The following is a 17,915-nucleotide window of genomic DNA, read 5'->3' on the forward strand; positions in this document are numbered from 1 at the left end:
GATTATGCCATAACCGCTTCATAAGAACTACGGTCCTAATCGTAAGAACTGGAAACATTGTGAATGACAATGAAAAATGTACGACTATCACCAAAGCCGGAAGCCTAGAAACAGGAGATGCGACCTTGACCGGCATTTTAATGGCGCTGGTGGCAGGATTTTTCGGTGTGCTGGAAGAAACCGTCCGCAGAAAAAACGCCAGTAATGCGGTGGTAATTTAAAAAATATGGAAACAAGGAACGATATAGCTTAACGGCTATGCCGTTCTTTGTTTTTTACTTAAGTACATGTTAGAAATTCCCTGGTATCTGACAATCACACATTATTTTTACGTAATTTAATGTGTGTTCGTCGCTTTACAGTTGACAATCACACATTATTTCAATATAATATAATGTGTGATTGTCAAAGAGGGGTGAGAAACATGAATGTTAAGGAGAAAATCGAAGAACTGCGAGAAGCGTCAGAGGACGGTACGATTACCGCAGCGCAAGTAACAGAAGCCGGACTGCACCGCAGCGTTTTACAGAAGTTTGTCAAGAGCGGCGAGATATACCGCTTCGGGCGTGGCCTGTATGTGTGGAGCGACGTATGGGAGGATGATTTCTACCTTTTACAGCGAAAGTATGGGCGCGGAATTTATTCGCACGATACTGCTTTGTATCTGCGGGGCTATTCGGATCGTACCCCGGCAAAATATACGATGACCTTTCCCAAAGGCTACAATGCTTCATCCTTGAAACGGGAAAATCTAATTGTCAAGCGCGTTGTGCCGGAGAACTATGAACTTGGCAGAATTGAAATGAAATCCCCATCCGGCAATCCAATTCGTGTTTACAATTTGGAACGGACGCTGTGTGACATCCTGCGCGGCAGCGGCAGTGATATACAGATTGTCGGAGAAGCTATGAAACGCTATGCAGCATCCAAGGATAAGAACATTCACAGACTGATGCAGTACGCAGATCAGCTTCGTGTGAAGCCCAAGGTGCTGCGATATATGGAGGTTTTGCTTTAGACCGTTTCAGACCGAAAAAAATGGCGTCAAAATCGTGATCGAAAATTAAGGGGAAAAGGAAAAATTTTCCATAAAAAAGTCGATTGTCTGATAGAAAAATGAAAAGGGGAGCAGATATGCAGTTACTAATCAAACAACGTGTATTTTCCTGGTCAGACACGTATGATATCTATGACGAGCAGGGGAACCAAAAGTATTTTGTGAAAAATGAATTTATCTCGCTGGGACACCGTCTGCATGTGTACGATGCGGCGCATAATGAAATTGGGTTTATCAAACAGAAATTATTTTGCTTTCTTCCGACTTTTGAAATTGAATGGAACGGGCAGTTAATGGGACATATCGAAAAACGTTTTGCACTGTTCCGCCCCAAATACGATGTAGATTTCATGGGATGGCGTGCAGAAGGTGACTTCATGGGATGGGATTACGATGTATATGAAGCCTGCAGTGCAGTCGTCCACGTACATAAAAAACTTCTGAGCTGGGGTGACACGTATGTCATCGAATATGATAATCCGAGCAATGAAATTCCGGCATTATTACTGGTGCTGGCGATCGATGCGGCAAACTGTTCACAAAATAATGGATAGCTGGTGGTGTCTGGAATGGCGTCAGGGGAGATGCGGATATGAGAACTTTGGGAAATATTCTGTGGTTTATATTTGGAGGCATGTTCGGCGGACTTGCATGGATTTTTGCAGGATGCATCTGGTGTATTACGATTGTTGGAATTCCGTTTGGACGGCAGTTTTTCAAGATGGCAAGGCTTTCGTTTATGCCATTTGGCACGAGTGTAATTGGATAAAAGGTGTATGGAAAAAGATCGGGTTACCGGTCTTTTTCTATGCATATCATGAGGCGGCCATTCCTTTGATGCAAATAGAAACATGATAAAAGTATTGCGCAGCAGAATAAAGTATGATACCATAAATTTACAGAAAAAATAAAGAAACGATAGAATATTCAGTATTAATTAAAAAATCAGGAAACAGAAGGGGGGAAGTTTATGAAGATAAGACAGACAATCTTTTTATTACCTTTGTTTTTGCTGGCGGGCTGCGCATCTGCAGGAGGATCACAGAGCAGAGATCTGGATTTAAAGGAACTCTGTACAGAGGAGCAGGTTTTCCAGTATGCGGATTTTGAATGGGGAACGGATTCGGAACAGCTTTTCAAACAGAGCTTCCTGAAGTTTGATGAAAAAGATCTGGGACAGGGTGATGAGAGCAGCACAAAGACATACGAGAGCAAAGAAAAATTTTCCCTGGAAAATGCAGAATCTAACATGGATCTGGAATTTTCGGACGGTCAGCTGAGTCAGGTTTCCTTTACTTTTGACATCGAACAGGATGCCAATACATGGATTCAGAAAGAAGTAGACGAACTGAATTCTTTATACGGCGGAGGAATTGCAACTGGACTCGGAAATCAGATTTATCAGTGGCAGGGGGAGCAGGATACGGTTCTGCAGCTGACGGCTTTTACGGAAGGGGATGAAAGCGCAACCGTTATCTTAAGCGTGGCATCGATGGAATACTCGATTGGATCATAAAATTGACAGATACGGGCGCATCAGACGGCAATGTCTGGTGCGCCTGCTTTTTTGTGAAAAAACTTTCCAAAGCTTTTAAAAGCCAGAAAGATAGAATGACAAAAGTGTCACAGATGTGATATAGTAGTAGAATAATGTGAAAAAGAGAAGGAGTTGACAAAAGAGATGGAGTTAGGAAATTTTCAGAAATCAGTAGATTCAGATGAAATCAAAACAATGGCATTTGAAATCATCGGAGAACCGGTAAAAGCAGTTTCCCGCATCTGCGAGCAGTGGGGCGAGGCGGAAGATGAAGTGCGGGAGTACGATGTGTATGTGATCGAGACAGATGCAGGAAAATATACACTGAAGAAAACCGGCAGCAAAGAAGCGCAGATTTATGCGCAGTATCTGTCAAAAGGAGAGTTTCACGTACCGCAGTATGTCGGCATGCGGCAGGCAGAGGATGCGGACTGGATCTGCATGAAGTATGTAGAAGGAAACGACATGCGGGATATGACGGACGAGACAACAGAAAAAGCGGCAGAAACCTTAAGTAAAATTCAGTCGTATTTCTGGACACCATCGATGGACAAAGCGCCGGAAAATGAAGTGGAGCAGAGATTTGTCGAATACTGGAAACGCGTTCTGCGCCGAGCATCGTCCGTAGCGGATGATCCAATTCTGCGGAAAGCGTATCAGATGTTCCTGGACCGCCAGCTGACTTGTCCATGTACGATGTCAAACGGTGATTTCCTGCAGTGGAATGTGATCTATGACGGCGAAAATGTTGTCATGATTGACTGGGGATTTGGTGGAATGATGCCGTATTCTCTGGACATTGCAAGATTCCTGGCACATGCGACCGAGACACGGAGTGCTTTCCCGTTCTACATGAACAATGCACAGAAAGAGCTGTTTCTGGATCGGATGTATGAAGCGTTAAAGACAAAGATTTCACGCGAACAGTTCAATCTGGATGTGAAGCTGGCCACGCTGAATGAGTATATCGAGTTTGTGGAAGCAGAAGAGGACGAAGACGGCTGGTATCTGGAGCATGCACAGGCGCTGGCAGAGGAACTTCTCAATTTGTAAAAAAACGGATTGCATTTATCTGTAAGTTGTCCTATAATAGGGAACAGAAAATAAAAAGAAAGAGCACCATTGGTGTAAAGGTGAGGGAATGTTTCTGCGATAATCGACTTTAAGAAAAACACAAAGAACGGACAGCCTGGAAAACAGGCCTGTTTTTCGTGTACGCTTAAAGACGAGAATCGCTGAATCATTTCCCTTTTTTATGAGAATAGAACAGGGATATTTTTTTGCGGGTCTGTTTTGCGTACGCAGGACAGGCTCGTTTTGCGTAAAAAAGCAGAAAAGAGGCTGCCGGAGCAAAGGGGGCTTCTGTATGATGCAGATAAAAAAATTAACACTGACACATAAAAAAGATCTGCGAGTGATTCTCGAAGATTTTCAGCTTGTACTGAATGACGGTGATAAGGCCGTTATCATTGGAGAGGAGGGAAACGGAAAATCGACGCTGCTGAAGTGGATGTACGATCCCGCACTGACGGAAGATTACATCGAATCCACAGGCGAGCGCATCATCGGAAAGGAGCGGCTTGGATATCTGCCGCAGGAACTTCCGGAGGCGGAGAAAACGAAGACGGTGTATGAGTATTTCTATGAAAAAGAAAAGTTCTGGGATCAGACACCGAAGGATCTGGCGGTGCTGGCAAGAAAATTTGGTCTGACGGAAGAGTTTTTCTATCGGGATCAGCAGATGAGTGAGCTTTCCGGCGGCGAGAAGGTGAAAGCGCAGATGATGCGTCTTCTCATGGAGGATGTCACGGTCCTTCTGCTGGATGAGCCGTCAAATGATATTGATCTTGCGACACTGGAACTTCTGGAGAAACTGATCCGCGAATGGGAGCATATTGTTGTTTTTATTTCGCACGATGAAACGCTGATTGAAAACACGGCAAATATGGTCATTCATATTGAACAGATTGTGCGGAAGACAAAATCGAGATACACGGTTGCGAAACTTCCCTATCGGACGTATGTAGAGGAGCGCCTGCAGAATTTCGAGCGCCAGGAACAGAAGGCGCAGAGTGACAGGAGAGAGAAAGCGCTGCGCGATGAGAAATACCGAAAGGTATACCAGAGCGTGCAGAACGCCTTGAACAACTGTTCCCGTCAGGCACCGTCCGTGGCGAAAAATCTGAAGGACAAAATGCATACCGTAAAGGCGATGAACCGCAGATTTGAAAAAGAAGATGCCCGCATGACAGAAATGCCGGAGCAGGAGGAAGCGATTTACTTCCAGCTTGGAGGAGCAGAGGCAGCCATGCCCGCCGGGAAAACGGTCATCGAATATCAGCTTCCGAAACTGGAAACGCCGGATGGGGAGCGGGTTCTGGCGGAAAATATCACCTTAAAGATAAGAGGACCGGAAAAAATATGCATTGTCGGCCCGAACGGGGCAGGCAAGACAACACTGCTGAAAAAGATTGCGGCAGAGCTGAAAGAACGGGAGGATCTCCGCGTAGATTATATGCCGCAGAATTATGAGGATCAGCTGGATCTTTCCATGACGCCGGTCGATTTTCTGGATTCCACCGGGGAGAAGAGTGAGAGGACGAAGATTCGGACGTATCTCGGATCGCTGAAGTACACGGCAGACGAGATGGATCACCCCATCCGCGAACTGTCCGGCGGCCAGAAGGCAAAAGTATTGCTTCTGAAAATGAGCCTTGGCAATGCCAATGTGCTGATTCTGGATGAACCAACCCGAAACTTTTCACCCTTATCGGGACCGGTCATAAGAAAAATGCTCCGCGAATTTCCAGGCGCCATCATCAGCATTTCGCATGACAGGAAGTATATCGGAGAGGTGTGCGGGAAGGAGTATCTGCTGGAAAAAGACGGACTCAGACTGATCAGAGAAGAAAAATAAAAATATTCGATAACGAAAAATACGACGGTGGCTGGCCGTCGTATTTTTCCGTAGAGAGATTATGTTTGTCTTAAGAGAAGGTTTCGCAGCAGATTCTGTTCCGGTGAAGTCGGGAAAAATGTTAATTTTATATTGAATTAGGTCGGGAAAAATGTTAAATTAGAGTAAGAATAACCAGGGAAAAATGTGAAATAATAAAAAAGAGAAATGGAGGAAGGTCAACATGCGTCGATTTGCAATGGATAAACTATTAGACTGGAAGAAAAAAAGTAACAGAAAACCACTGATTTTAATGGGAGCCCGGCAGGTTGGTAAAACGTGGTTAATGAAAGAATTTGGTAAGACATATTATGAAAAAACCGCCTACATTTCTTTTTACAATAATCAGAGAATGCAGGCGGTTTTCGATACGGATTTCGATATAAAACGTATTATTATGAACCTCAATATTGAATCAGGCGTAACGATCACCCCAGAGAATACATTGATTGTTCTGGATGAAATTCAAAATGCACCGAAAGCGTTGGAATCTTTGAAATATTTTTGCGAAGAAGCACCGGAATATCATGTAATAGCAGCAGGTTCACTTCTTGGCGTGGCGCTTCATGAGGGAATATCCTATCCGGTGGGAAAAGTAGATTTACTGGATTTATATCCATTCAATTTTAGAGAATTCCTGTGCGCTATGGACGAAGAAGGGCTGGAAAGTGCATTGGAAACAAAGGATTACAATTTAATTGACAATTTTGCGGATAAATATTTGTTCTGGCTGAAAAATTATTATTATACAGGCGGCATGCCAGCAGTTGTGGATGCATTTCGGCTGAACAAAGATTATGCAGAGGTACGACAGATACAGAGTGATATTGTACGGCAGTATGAGGGTGATTTTGGAAAGCACATTGAAGCAAAAGTTCTCCCAAGAATACGAATGGTATGGGATTCTATTCCGATGCAGCTGGCGAAGGAGAATAAAAAATTTTTCTTTGGACAGATAAAGAAAGGAGCCAGAAGCAGCGAATTCGAAATAGCAATTCAGTGGCTTCTGGATTGTGGATTAGTATATAAAGTCAACCGGGTAAATGAGCCTCATATGCCGCTGAAGGCGTATAAAAATATGAATGCATATAAATTATTCGTACTGGATGTAGGACTGCTCGGAGCAATGAGTGAACTGCCAGCAGAATCCATATTGGAGGGGAACGATATTTTTGTTGAATTTAAAGGCGCGCTTACAGAACAGTACGTTCTGCAGCAGTTGATTTCAGATACCCCTTATACGCCATATTATTATGGAAATGAAAAAGCAACTTTCGAGCAGGATTTTCTGATTCAGAAGGCAAAGAGTATTGTGCCGATTGAAGTAAAGGCGGAACAGAACATTCGATCCCATAGTCTTAAAACATATTGCGAAAAATTCCAGCCGGAAGAAGCAGTTCGATTTTCAACATTGAAGTATAAAGAGCAGGAGCGGATGGTAAATATACCATTATACGCTGTTTGCAACTTATAAATTAAAACAGCTATAAATCCCACGAAAGAAGGTGATCCCCATGCCATTTAAAATCATCCGAAACGACATCACAAAAGTTCATGCCGATGCGATCGTCAACACAGCCAACCCTTAGCCAATTTACGTGAAAACGTATCAGAGGGGCGGTTACTTTAATCAAAGCCAGACGTTCCACCCGTTTTACCAGCCGGAGAAGATCAAAAAGGAAGAAATGGACAAAATTCTCGAAGCCGACAGCATCGCTGATGACAGCACAATCCAGAATGCTTTTTACGATGCCCCGACAGTTGTCTATCTGTTTGCACCGTATACCTACCCAAACGACGCACAGGACTGCTGCGTTGCAAAATCATTTACGATCAGGCAGAATAAACCGAAAAATCCCGGGGAAATATGTGAACTTCCGGGGTTCATTTTGGATGGAAATATTCTTGCAATTTTACAGCGCAGTTATTATAATAAAGACAAGTTCTGCGGTAAACTCATTTTTCGCAGAAAACGCCAGAAGCGGAGGCTGACGTTCAAAAAACAAAAAAGGAGCGTAAGAGAAATGGCAAAAATTTTAATTAGCCCTTCTAAATATTTACAGGGCGCAGGGGAAATGAAAAACATCGGAACATATGCGGCAAAATGCGGAAAGAAAGCACTGGTTCTGATCAGCCAGGGAGGCTACAGACGGATCGGAGCAATGATCGAAGAAAGCTTTGCGGGAAGCGACTGCGACGTTGTTTTTGATTATTTCAACGGCGAGTGCTGTGAGAGTGAGATCAACCGTCTGGTTGCTATCGTGAAAGAAAAAGGCTGTGATCTGGTTATCGGTGTCGGCGGAGGCAAAATTTTTGATACCGCAAAAGCAGTTGCCTACTACGCAGAAACACCAGTATTCATCTGCCCGACCATTGCATCGACCGATGCACCGTGCAGCGCACTGTCTGTTGTATACACAGAAGAGGGTGTATTCGAGAAATACCTCTTCCTTCCGGCAAACCCGAACCTGGTTCTGATGGATACCGACATCATCGTAAAATCTCCAGTCCGCCTGACCGTAGCCGGAATGGGTGATGCACTTGCCACCTATTTTGAAGCAAGAGCCTGCCAGAGAAGCGGAGCTACTTCCTGCGCCGGTGGAAAAACAACCGAGGCAGCGATGGCACTCGCGAAACTCTGCTTTGACACTCTGATGGAAGAAGGCGTAAAAGCCAAAATCGCTCTTGAAGCCGGCGTATGCACCCCGGCAGTCGAGAAAGTCATCGAGGCCAACACCCTCCTTTCCGGAATCGGTTTTGAAAGCGCAGGCCTCGCAGGAGCCCACGCCATCCACAACGGCTTTACCGTACTCGAGGAATGCCATCACATGTACCACGGTGAAAAAGTAGCCTTCGGAACCCTGACTCAGCTCGTCCTGGAAAACGTACCGCTTGATGAACTCGAAGACATCATCTTATGGTGCATCGAAGTCGGTCTCCCAGTCACCTTGGCTGAACTCGGTGCCGGAAACGTAACCGACGACCAGCTCATGGAAGTAGCCAAAACCGCATGCGCAGAGAACGACACCCTCCACAACATGCCATTCGAAGTAACCCCGGAGACCGTCTTCGCCGCCATTAAAGCAGCCGACGCCTACGGCAGATACTATCTCGACGAAGAAGAATAACCCGTATGAAAAAAGATCTTCTGCCAACCCCAGGAGATCTTTTTTCATACCCAAATTTAATCAATACAAAAAATAGAAGTTTCCAACTCCCTTCCTATATGTTAAAATAAACTCACCCATTTCACAGAAAAAACATAAACCCATGTTAAAGTAAAATGGTAAAAATATCAAACATAAAAACACAACGAGATCAGGAAAAAGCACGAGCGGGTGGGCAGCCGGGCGTTTTCCGTCCGTCATATAAAGGAGACAAAACTCATGGAAAAATTAAAAATCCTAGTAGTAGACGACGAAAGCCGCATGCGCAAACTCGTCAAAGATTTCTTAGTAAAAGCCGGATACGACGTCATCGAAGCCGGTGACGGCGAACAGGCCGTAGACACCTTCTACGCCCAGAAAGACATCGCCCTCATCATCCTCGACGTCATGATGCCCAAAATGGACGGCTGGCAGGTCTGCCGCGAAATCCGCCAGAACTCCAAAGTCCCGATCATCATGCTCACCGCCAAAAGCGAAGAACGCGATGAACTCCTCGGCTTTGACCTCGGCGTAGACGAATACATCTCAAAACCATTCTCCCCGAAAATCCTCGTCGCCCGCGTCGAAGCCATCCTGCGCCGCAGCGGCAAAACCGGCGAAGACGACGTATTAGAAGCCGGCGGCATCCGCATCGACAAAGCCGCCCACATGGCATCCATCGACGGAAAACCAATGGAGTTAAGCTATAAAGAATTCGAACTCCTCACCTACTTCCTCGAAAACCAGGGAATCGCCCTCTCCAGAGAAAAAATCCTGAACAACGTCTGGAACTACGACTACTACGGCGATGCCCGCACCATCGACACCCATGTCAAAAAACTTCGCAGCAAAATGGGCGACAAAGGCGATTTAATCAAGACCATCTGGGGCATGGGCTATAAATTCGAGGCGGACGAATCATGAACGGAACAGAAAAACAAAATGAGACTTCCATGGAGATGCCTGCAGAAGATTCCCGTGTGACAATGGGAAACCAGACGGAGAAAAAGCACCGGTTTCACTTGAAAATGCCACAAAAGGGAAGAAAACACTCCGTCAAAAAACGAATTGCCTACACTTTTATTGCGACCATGGCAGCTACCCTGCTTATCATCGGCCTGATCAATTACTTCTTTCTCGGGTCCTTTTATATCCGGGATAAAGAACACATTCTGGCAGAGAGCTTTCAGAAACTGAATGCGACAGGCGGAGACAGCGACAATATCCCTGATACCTTCGAGCAGTTCTGCGCTACCAACAACCTGAAAGTCATTATTACCGGACCGGAGCTCAGCAGCTTCGTCTATTCCAACGCAACCGACCGCCAGAGCCTCCAGACCCTGATCTTCGGCCTGATCAGCGGAAACGAGCAGGCAAATACCAAAGTCGTTGACAGCAAAGACAACTATCAGATCCAGAAATTCTACGACAGCCACGCCGATGCCGAGTATCTGCAGATCATCGGCTGGTTTGACAATGGAAATTGCTACTTTGCAAGATGCCCGCTGGAGAGCATCACGGATGCGGTCGGCCTTTCCAACCAGTTTTACCTCTTTATCGGCATTCCGATCATCATCATCGGTGCCATTGTGATCTGGATCATCACCCGCCAGATCGTCCGTCCGGTGCAGGAGCTGACTGAAATTTCGAAAAAAATGGCAGCCCTTGACTTCGATGCCCGCTACGTGAGCGGCGGAAAAGACGAGATCGGCGAGCTTGGAAACAACTTCAATGTCATGTCCGAACAGCTTGAGCAGGCGATTTCCGAGCTGAAAAGTGCGAACGTTGAGCTGCAGAAAGATATTGACAAAAAAACGCAGATTGATGAAATGCGCCGCGAGTTCCTCTCAAATGTCACACATGAGCTGAAAACCCCGATCGCTCTGATTCAGGGTTATGCGGAAGGCCTGAAAGACAACATCAACGACGATGAGGAAAGCCGCGAGTTCTACTGTGATGTCATCATCGACGAGGCGGCAAAGATGAACGAGATGGTCAAAAAACTCCTGAACCTGAACCAACTCGAGTTCGGTGAGGATCAGGTCAATATGGAACGGTTCGATCTGAACGCCGTGATCAAAGGCGTGCTGCAGTCCTCCGACATCCTGATCCGCCAGAAAGAGGCAAAAGTGCTCTTTACCGGCGGCGACCCGCTCTATGTCTGGGGCGATGAATTCAAAGTCGAGGAGGTTATCACCAACTATCTGACGAATGCCCTAAACCATCTGGACTACGACCACACGATTGAGATCACCTGCAAAAAAGAAGGGAATGTCGTAAAGACAACCGTTTTCAATACCGGGGACCCGATCCCGGAGGAGGATCTCGACAAGGTATGGGTGAAATTCTTCAAGGTGGACAAAGCGAGAACAAGGGAATACGGCGGAAGCGGCATCGGCCTTTCCATCGTAAAAGCCATTATGGATTCCTTCCAGCAGCAGTGCGGCTGCCAGAATTACGACAACGGTGTGGCATTCTGGTTCACACTGGAGGCAGATGGAAAAACGGAAGAAGCATGATTGCAAAAAGCGTGCCAGAAAAAGGAAATACAGCCTTTTCCTGGTGCGCTTTTCTTGCATAAAGGAAAAAGATGGTGTAGAATAATAGCACAAACGGTCGAAAAGAGAGGGAGAAAAGAGATGGCGGATTCCAACAGTACAAAGAGTGCGCTTGCAGATGCAATGAAAAAATTGATGGTATGCAAGTCTTTTGCGAAAATCAGTATTTCAGATCTCTGCGAGGAATGCGGTCTGAACCGGAAAAGCTTTTATTATCATTTTAAAGATAAATACGATCTGGTAAACTGGATCTTTTATGTGGACTTTCTGACAAACATGGGCGGAAAGAACTTTGAGAATGAATGGGATGTGCTGGTGGCGGTCTGCAATATTTTCTATCAGAATAAAGCATTTTACCAGAGTGCCCTGAGGATCGAAGGGCAGAACAGTTTTAAGGATTACTTTTACGAGATGCTCGAGCCGGTCATGGCGTTTTTTGTACAGGATCTCTTTCAGGTACAGAATCAGAAACTGTTTGTAACGTTCTTCTGTGATGCCTTCCTGACCGCGGTTCTGCGCTGGTTTTCCATGGAAAGCGAGCTGGAACCGGAAACGTTTGTCGAAGAACTGAAAGAAGTGATATGCAGATCATCAGAAAAAATAGCAGCCAAAGCGGAACCAAAGAAATAAAATTCCGCTTTGGCTGTACTTTTATGCATCTGCGAGCAGTTCACGGTAAAATATATTCCGAAGAGACAACTCTTCAAAGGAAACGGTGGGCGTATCGAGTGTGCGGGCCATGTGATCCGGCAGAAGCAGCAGATACGCCGGATGGGCGGTGATAATCTGCTCAATTTTGCGGGAGTCTTCCTGCACTTCGATCGGGAAGAATGGCTGTATGGGGGTGAAGCGGTACTGTTGAACAACATCGGAAACAGCCCGGATACTTTCTTTTGAGCACGAATCATCTGCGACCAGAAAGAAAAAGACACTCTGTTCCATCTGGGAATACAGGTGGTCAAAAGAGAGCAGATAAGCGGCAGCATCTGCATCCTGATAGACTTTGTGCATACCGAACAGCGTTTTCTGACGGCGCAGGGCTTTTGCCATGGAAGCCGTTGAGGGGGCATCAATTGGAAGAGAAACCATCAGGTTCGGGCAGGATAAAAGCAGTTTCTGCTGTTTTTCGGTAAGCGGCGTATCGGAAAGAAACCAAAGAAACGCGCATTCCGGATGCGACTGGATGACGGCAAGGTAGGATTCCATATCCTCATGATGATCCATGGAGCGGAGCTGATAAGAGTAGATGCCGTATGTCAGACCGGTTCTGACCACGGATGCAAAAAACGAGGAATCGTAAGTGTCCGGGATGCGGCTGTCGAGACGGAGCTTGACAACCCAGGGAACAGCAAAGGAAAGTTCTTTCTGCTTCTGGCGCAGAATCTGCGCACCGTAGGTAAAACTGTTGTAGCCGATGTTGATGCCGAACTGACGAAGCGCTTCCGGATCGTTGCTGCGCAGCAGAAAGTCGATCGCCTGATAATACGGGCTTTCATCGTTGCGCAGAAGATCCTGAAAAATGGCAAAAATCTGATTCTGAAAGCGGCCGCGGGAAAACTGGCGGCCAAGATCGCAGAGCTTGCGGACGCTGCGTTTCGGATCTGCGTCCATCTCCACCATCGCGCGTGCAACTGTTGTGTCGATCAGTGCGCGGGTAATGTCCTGTGAATTCATAATGTGTTCCTCCGATCAAGTAAAATAAGCTGTTTTTATCATAGCAAAAAGAACACGGTAAAAACAGGGACAAAGAACAGGAATTGTCTAAAAACTCCATTCCTTAAGGAAAATTTACCAGATCTTCAGAAGAAATTTCTTTTTCTTTTGTGGAAAAAGTGGTAAAATAAAGTTAGATGGTACAAACTATCGATTCTGCCGCGCCAAAAACGCGGCGGAACCATCCGAAACGATTCCAGAAAAATAGGAAAAACGAAATGGTTTTCGAACATGGAAGATAAAAGGAGGCGTTTTGCATGAAATTTGATATGCACTGCCACACAAAAGAGGGTTCGATGGATGGAAAAGTCATGATTGAGGAGTACATCCGAACACTGAAACGAAAAGGATTTGGAGGAATGTTGGTATCCGACCACGATTCCTATGACGGATACCGCGAGTGGAAGAATGCCATCAAGGGAAGAGCACACCAGGATTTTGTGGTATTAAAAGGTGTTGAGTACGATACGTGCGACTGCGGCCACATTCTTGTGATTATGCCGTTCGGCGTAAAATTAAAAATTCTGGAGCTGCGCGGCCTGCCGGGATCGATCCTTGTCAAGATCGTCCATGCGTACGGCGGAATTTTAGGACCGGCGCATCCGTACGGCGAAAAATTTATGAGCATGATCAGCACGAATGAACGGAAGAAAAAGTATCAGCAGCGGATTGCCCAGCTTCTCCCGCAGTTCGATTTTGTTGAAATTTTCAATGCGTGTGAGAGCGCGGAGACGAACGCAAAAGCGAAACGGCTGGCGGAGAAATTCAATAAGCCCGGCTTTGGCGGAAGCGATGCGCACCGGCTGAACTGCATCGGAAAAGCGTACACCGAGCTGCCGGATACCATCAGAAGTGAGGATGATCTGATCGCCTACGTAAAAACGTGCCCGCAGATCGAATGCGGCGGAGAACATTATAACGGAACGACGAAAGACCGGATCGGCCGCCTGAACATGGTGCTTGTGGATTCGTTCTATTTCTACAACAAACTTGCAAATGGCTGGCGCTGGCGGAAGCGGAGACGTGAGCTGTTTGATATCATAGAGAAAAAACTCTGATGAATGCCTGGCAAAAAAGCGTGCCGGAAACGTTTCGTTCGGCACGCTTTTTCCTGCCCTGTATTTGAATCGAAAAAGAGAGGAAACATACGTATGCTTGCAATATTTCTTGCGCCGGTCTACATACTGGCAAATGTATTTACCGCCTACTGGCTGCTGCGGTGGATGAAGGAGGTGCATCCTTTGTTCCGCCATCCGGCCGTGCTGGGTGTCATTTTGGTGCTGTATGCATTTTTTGCACTTTCCCTGCTGACGAGCTTTCTGATCAAAAGAGATCCCGTTCACCGGATTTTAAAGGTCATCAGCAACTGCTGGCTTGGCATGTATCTGTATTTTCTTGGCTTCACCGCGATTCTGGTGCTGCTGCGCTTCATTTTTGCGCATACGGCACTGACGAAAACTTGGCTGTATTCTCCGATGGGATTGAAAGCGGTCGGCCTTGGCGCGATCCTTTTTGTGACGGGAATGTGCATCTACGGAATGGTGCATGCAGTCCATATTTACACGACACGATATGAGGTTCCATCGAAAAAGGATGCACATCTGAAAATTGCTCTCGTCGCAGATCTTCATCTGGGGTACAGCATCGGCAGTCATCAGATGGAAGAGATGGTGGAAAAAATTAATGCTGAGGAGCCGGATGTCGTTGTGATTGCCGGGGATATTTTTGATAATGAGTACGATGCCATCTATGAGCCGGACCGCGTGGCGGATCTTCTGGCGGGCTTAAAGAGCCGGTACGGCACGTACGCCTGCTACGGCAACCACGATCTCGATGAGAAGATTCTCGCGGGCTTTACGTTTGAGACGAAGGAGGAGCGCATCGCCGACCGCCGGTTCGGTGAGTTTCTGGACCGCGCGAAGATTCATCTGCTGGAGGATGATGTGGTCTGTATCGATGATGCCTTTTATCTGGCGGGCCGAAAAGATCCCGACCGGATCCGCAAAACGCAGGAGACACGCGACACGCCGTCCGAACTGCTTACCGGACTGGACCAGTCGCTTCCAGTTTTTGTGATTGACCACCAGCCGTCGGAGCTGACCGAGCTGGCAGAGGCAGGCGCAGACCTTGATCTTGGCGGCCATACGCACGACGGACAGCTCTTCCCAGGCAATATCCTTACCGGCCTGATGTGGGAGAATGCCTGCGGGATGAAGAAAGTCGGAGACATGTACAGCATCGTCACATCCGGCGTGGGTCTCTGGGGACCGCCGATGCGGATCGGGACGAAAGCGGAAGTGGTGATCATCGATTACGGAAAATAAGGGTTGACAAAACCGGAACGCAGAATTATAATACAACAAAACTACGAAACAGAGGTTATCAACGATGAACGAGATGCACAGCGTACAGATGCACAGGGACGACGATTGATAGCGCTTGTATCAGAGTGAAGACTACTATACTTCACAGGTACAGGCGCTGATTGTGTTGTACCTGTGTGGAAGATAAGGCAAAGGGAAACCACACCGGGAGAAAAAGAAATACCCCGTGTGGTTTTTCTTTGCCATTTTTTATCCATGCGGGAATGACTTGAAATTTACATCAGAGAAGGGTTGTGATCGTATGGGACATACAGATTATGTCCATATGGATTTTCTGCTGATTTTGCGGCGATAAAGAAAAATCAGAACAGAAAGGCAGAAAAGACTATGAAGACAGAAATGAATACCGTAAAAGTAAGAAAAACAGAGGAACTCGAAGCAGAGCAGTTAGGAGCACACATCGGCGAAATCGTGCGGCTACATGGAAGCATTTACAAAATCCGAAAAATGAGCTCATTTGCATTTGTGCTGCTTCGGACGAAACGGCAGATGGTACAGTGCGTGTACGAGCCGGCGTATGCACGGTTTGCATTGGAGGAATTAAAAGAAGAGGCGTGTGTCCGGTTTACCGCGGAGGTGATCCGTGAAGAGCGTTCCAGAAGCGGGTATGACCTGCATCTGTTAGACGTGGAAATCCTCTCCGAGCCGGAAGAAGTACCGCCGGTTGTCATCAACCAGAAGCGGGTCAACACTTCCATCGAGAACCTGCTGGACTACCGGCCTATCACGCTGCGAAATGAAAAAGAGCGCGCGGTTTTCCAGATTCAGGCCAGGATCTGTCAGGCGTTCCGCGAATTTCTGGATGGACAGCACTTCACCGAAATCCACACACCGAAGCTCGTAGCAGCGGGAGCCGAGGGCGGAGCTAATATCTTCTCCCTGTCGTATTTCGGCGAACGGGCATATCTGGCGCAGAGCCCGCAGTTTTACAAGCAGATGATGGTCGGCGTCTTCGAGCGTGTCTATGAGATCGCACCGGTCTTCCGGGCGGAGAAGCACGACACGGCGCGTCATCTGAACGAATATACAAGCGTGGACTTTGAGATGGGCTATATCGAGAATTTTGAGGACATCATGGCGATGGAGCAGGAAATGCTGCGGTACACATTTGGACGGCTGCAGGAGACATGCGGAGCGGAGCTTTCGCTTTTAAAAGCAGAGGTGCCGGTGATCACGGAGATTCCGAGAATCCGTTTTTCCGAGGCGAAAGAGCTGGTGAGCCGCGTATACAAAAGAGCCTTTTCGGAGAAACTGGACTTTGAACCGGAGGAGGAAAAACTGCTGTGCGAATACGTGAAGAAAACGACAGGCAGTGACTTCGTATTTGTGACACATTATCCAAGCGCCAAGCGCCCGTTCTACGCGATGGACAGCAGAGAAAATCCGGCAGAGACGGAAAGCTTTGACCTTCTGTTCCGCGGCCTTGAGGTGACGACCGGCGGCCAGCGCATCCACAATTACCGGGAGCAGGTGGAAAAGCTCGAAAGCCGCGGCATGCATGTTGAAGCGTTTGAGAGCTATCTAATGATGCACCGCTGTGGCATGCCCCCGCACGGCGGCCTCGGTCTTGGGCTGGAGCGGTTTACGGCACGGCTTCTCGGATTTGAAAATGTGCGGAACGCATCCCTGTTTCCAAGAGACATTCACCGTCTGATTCCGTAAACCAGAAGAGTGTAAAAAACTCCGGCGAAGCCGTGGCGCAGATCCACGGGCTTAGCCGGAGTTTCATAAGATTTCCCTCCCTTTTGAAAGATAGCGTAACCGTTTGGATATTTCTGTTATACATCAGGGGAGTGAAAATGACAAATTGTTTATTGCAGACAGGATTGCTGTATAAAAGTCAGAATTTTTGCAGAAATGAGCCTTGTAAAGCGTCCGAAAATAGGCTATACTAAACAAGGTTTGGCTGCCGGCAGAATCTGGCAGTATCGGCAAATATTGGAAAAAAGAAAGACGGGAGTTTCCCGGTTTGAGGATAGGAAAATATGAAATTATATGACATTTCCGGAGAGCAGTTTTCCGCAATGGACGCGCCGCGTCATCTGATGACGGAGGAAGGAACGGCGCAGACGACGCTCGACCGGTCACTTGGCATCTGTCAGGTGGCGGAGCTTGAGGGAAAAGTGACAAGAGAAGTGCTCGAGGAGGTCATGGAAGAAGACTGTGAACGTCTCCTGATCCGCGGCGATGCGCAGATTACACGCGATGGGGCAGATTACCTGGCAGAGAAAAAACTGGTGCTGCTCGGTGTGGAGCAGGAAACCGTCGGAAATGAGACATCAGGGAATGATGTTCATCAGCAGTTACTGAAAAAAGGCACGGTGATTGTTGAAAATCTGAATCTGGAGAAAGTGACCTCTGGTCATTATTTTCTCGTGGCTGCGCCGATCCAAAAGAAACACCAATACGGCGGCCCGATCCGTGCGGTTCTGATCGAAAATTAGGAAATGCCCTGTGTGAATCCGAAAATGCAATGTGAAACATAACAGAAAGAGAAAAACAGGAAAAAGTGTTCCCGCGTGGGACACTTTTTTTGATATGTCCAAAACGAGGGAATTTTGGGT

Annotated in this window: 17 protein-coding genes; 16 read left to right on the forward strand and 1 reads right to left on the reverse strand. The window is 47.0% G+C overall.

Annotated features, from left to right (window positions below; all coding sequences use genetic code 11):
- Positions 1–59: 59 nt before the first annotated feature.
- From DWX00_RS19565 to DWX00_RS04345, 12 genes are all read left to right on the forward strand, one after another.
- On the forward strand, positions 60–221 hold the full coding sequence (locus DWX00_RS19565) for a hypothetical protein (protein ID WP_156338048.1): 162 nt from the start codon (positions 60–62) through the stop codon (positions 219–221).
- 203 nt (positions 222–424) lie between these two features.
- On the forward strand, positions 425–1,018 hold the full coding sequence (locus tag DWX00_RS04290) for a type IV toxin-antitoxin system AbiEi family antitoxin domain-containing protein (RefSeq protein WP_022463308.1): 594 nt from the start codon (positions 425–427) through the stop codon (positions 1,016–1,018).
- Positions 1,019–1,134: 116 nt separating this feature from the next.
- Positions 1,135–1,611: an LURP-one-related/scramblase family protein gene (locus DWX00_RS04295; protein ID WP_022463307.1), complete on the forward strand. Its 477-nt coding sequence runs from the start codon at positions 1,135–1,137 to the stop codon at positions 1,609–1,611.
- Between the two features lie 38 nt (positions 1,612–1,649).
- Entirely contained in the window at positions 1,650–1,826 is a 177-nt protein-coding gene (locus tag DWX00_RS04300; protein ID WP_082424435.1) for a YccF domain-containing protein, read from the forward strand.
- A 201-nt stretch (positions 1,827–2,027) separates the two neighbouring features.
- Complete coding sequence (locus DWX00_RS04305; protein WP_117509083.1) at positions 2,028–2,573, forward strand: hypothetical protein; 546 nt, start codon at positions 2,028–2,030, stop codon at positions 2,571–2,573.
- A 165-nt stretch (positions 2,574–2,738) separates the two neighbouring features.
- Positions 2,739–3,647, forward strand: coding sequence for an aminoglycoside phosphotransferase family protein (locus DWX00_RS04310; protein WP_147398232.1), 909 nt, complete (start codon positions 2,739–2,741; stop codon positions 3,645–3,647).
- Between the two features lie 313 nt (positions 3,648–3,960).
- Positions 3,961–5,511: an ATP-binding cassette domain-containing protein gene (locus DWX00_RS04315; RefSeq protein WP_117509081.1), complete on the forward strand. Its 1,551-nt coding sequence runs from the start codon at positions 3,961–3,963 to the stop codon at positions 5,509–5,511.
- A 223-nt stretch (positions 5,512–5,734) separates the two neighbouring features.
- A complete protein-coding gene (locus DWX00_RS04320) occupies positions 5,735–7,024 on the forward strand; it encodes an ATP-binding protein (protein ID WP_118594709.1) in 1,290 nt (429 codons plus the stop codon).
- Positions 7,025–7,574: 550 nt separating this feature from the next.
- Positions 7,575–8,678, forward strand: a complete 1,104-nt coding sequence (locus DWX00_RS04330; protein WP_117801211.1) for a glycerol dehydrogenase — start codon at positions 7,575–7,577, stop codon at positions 8,676–8,678.
- A gap of 258 nt (positions 8,679–8,936) precedes the next feature.
- Positions 8,937–9,620, forward strand: coding sequence for a response regulator transcription factor (locus DWX00_RS04335; protein WP_055218183.1), 684 nt, complete (start codon positions 8,937–8,939; stop codon positions 9,618–9,620).
- On the forward strand, positions 9,617–11,215 hold the full coding sequence (locus DWX00_RS04340; protein ID WP_226906309.1) for a sensor histidine kinase: 1,599 nt from the start codon (positions 9,617–9,619) through the stop codon (positions 11,213–11,215). The genes DWX00_RS04335 and DWX00_RS04340 overlap by 4 nt, the downstream gene beginning before the upstream one ends.
- Before the next feature lie 120 nt (positions 11,216–11,335).
- Positions 11,336–11,884, forward strand: a complete 549-nt coding sequence (locus tag DWX00_RS04345; RefSeq protein WP_055218182.1) for a TetR/AcrR family transcriptional regulator C-terminal domain-containing protein — start codon at positions 11,336–11,338, stop codon at positions 11,882–11,884.
- A gap of 21 nt (positions 11,885–11,905) precedes the next feature.
- Here the strand turns inward: DWX00_RS04345 and DWX00_RS04350 are convergent, their stop codons facing one another.
- Complete coding sequence (locus DWX00_RS04350; protein ID WP_118594710.1) at positions 11,906–12,928, reverse strand: hypothetical protein; 1,023 nt, start codon at positions 12,926–12,928, stop codon at positions 11,906–11,908.
- A 296-nt stretch (positions 12,929–13,224) separates the two neighbouring features.
- Between DWX00_RS04350 and DWX00_RS04355 the strand changes: the two genes are divergently transcribed.
- From DWX00_RS04355 to DWX00_RS04370, 4 genes are all read left to right on the forward strand, one after another.
- Entirely contained in the window at positions 13,225–14,025 is an 801-nt protein-coding gene (locus tag DWX00_RS04355; protein WP_117812860.1) for a PHP domain-containing protein, read from the forward strand.
- A gap of 93 nt (positions 14,026–14,118) precedes the next feature.
- Positions 14,119–15,291 carry a metallophosphoesterase gene (locus tag DWX00_RS04360; protein WP_022463295.1) on the forward strand — a complete coding sequence of 391 codons (1,173 nt, stop codon included), beginning with the start codon at positions 14,119–14,121 and terminating at the stop codon, positions 15,289–15,291.
- Positions 15,292–15,678: 387 nt separating this feature from the next.
- A complete protein-coding gene (gene aspS, locus DWX00_RS04365) occupies positions 15,679–17,013 on the forward strand; it encodes an aspartate--tRNA(Asn) ligase (protein ID WP_330416916.1) in 1,335 nt (444 codons plus the stop codon).
- Positions 17,014–17,336: 323 nt separating this feature from the next.
- Positions 17,337–17,795, forward strand: coding sequence for a hypothetical protein (locus DWX00_RS04370; RefSeq protein ID WP_117800885.1), 459 nt, complete (start codon positions 17,337–17,339; stop codon positions 17,793–17,795).
- Positions 17,796–17,915 lie beyond the last annotated feature (120 nt).

This window comes from Blautia sp. AF17-9LB (assembly GCF_003479185.1).
GTDB lineage: Bacteria > Bacillota > Clostridia > Lachnospirales > Lachnospiraceae > Fusicatenibacter > Fusicatenibacter saccharivorans.

What these genes read in the sequence shown, in the direction of transcription:
- DWX00_RS04360 (WP_022463295.1), top strand. Translation starts at nt 14,119, where the DNA reads ATGCTTGCAATATTTCTTGCGCCGGTCTACATACTGGCAAATGTATTT.
- DWX00_RS04370 (WP_117800885.1), top strand. Translation starts at nt 17,337, where the DNA reads ATGAAATTATATGACATTTCCGGAGAGCAGTTTTCCGCAATGGACGCG.
- DWX00_RS04330 (WP_117801211.1), top strand. Translation starts at nt 7,575, where the DNA reads ATGGCAAAAATTTTAATTAGCCCTTCTAAATATTTACAGGGCGCAGGG.
- DWX00_RS04300 (WP_082424435.1), top strand. Translation starts at nt 1,650, where the DNA reads ATGAGAACTTTGGGAAATATTCTGTGGTTTATATTTGGAGGCATGTTC.
- DWX00_RS04305 (WP_117509083.1), top strand. Translation starts at nt 2,028, where the DNA reads ATGAAGATAAGACAGACAATCTTTTTATTACCTTTGTTTTTGCTGGCG.
- DWX00_RS04315 (WP_117509081.1), top strand. Translation starts at nt 3,961, where the DNA reads ATGATGCAGATAAAAAAATTAACACTGACACATAAAAAAGATCTGCGA.
- DWX00_RS04345 (WP_055218182.1), top strand. Translation starts at nt 11,336, where the DNA reads ATGGCGGATTCCAACAGTACAAAGAGTGCGCTTGCAGATGCAATGAAA.
- DWX00_RS04350 (WP_118594710.1), bottom strand. Translation starts at nt 12,928, where the DNA reads ATGAATTCACAGGACATTACCCGCGCACTGATCGACACAACAGTTGCA.
- DWX00_RS04335 (WP_055218183.1), top strand. Translation starts at nt 8,937, where the DNA reads ATGGAAAAATTAAAAATCCTAGTAGTAGACGACGAAAGCCGCATGCGC.
- DWX00_RS04355 (WP_117812860.1), top strand. Translation starts at nt 13,225, where the DNA reads ATGAAATTTGATATGCACTGCCACACAAAAGAGGGTTCGATGGATGGA.
- DWX00_RS04290 (WP_022463308.1), top strand. Translation starts at nt 425, where the DNA reads ATGAATGTTAAGGAGAAAATCGAAGAACTGCGAGAAGCGTCAGAGGAC.
- DWX00_RS04310 (WP_147398232.1), top strand. Translation starts at nt 2,739, where the DNA reads ATGGAGTTAGGAAATTTTCAGAAATCAGTAGATTCAGATGAAATCAAA.
- aspS (WP_330416916.1), top strand. Translation starts at nt 15,679, where the DNA reads ATGAAGACAGAAATGAATACCGTAAAAGTAAGAAAAACAGAGGAACTC.
- DWX00_RS04295 (WP_022463307.1), top strand. Translation starts at nt 1,135, where the DNA reads ATGCAGTTACTAATCAAACAACGTGTATTTTCCTGGTCAGACACGTAT.
- DWX00_RS04340 (WP_226906309.1), top strand. Translation starts at nt 9,617, where the DNA reads ATGAACGGAACAGAAAAACAAAATGAGACTTCCATGGAGATGCCTGCA.
- DWX00_RS04320 (WP_118594709.1), top strand. Translation starts at nt 5,735, where the DNA reads ATGCGTCGATTTGCAATGGATAAACTATTAGACTGGAAGAAAAAAAGT.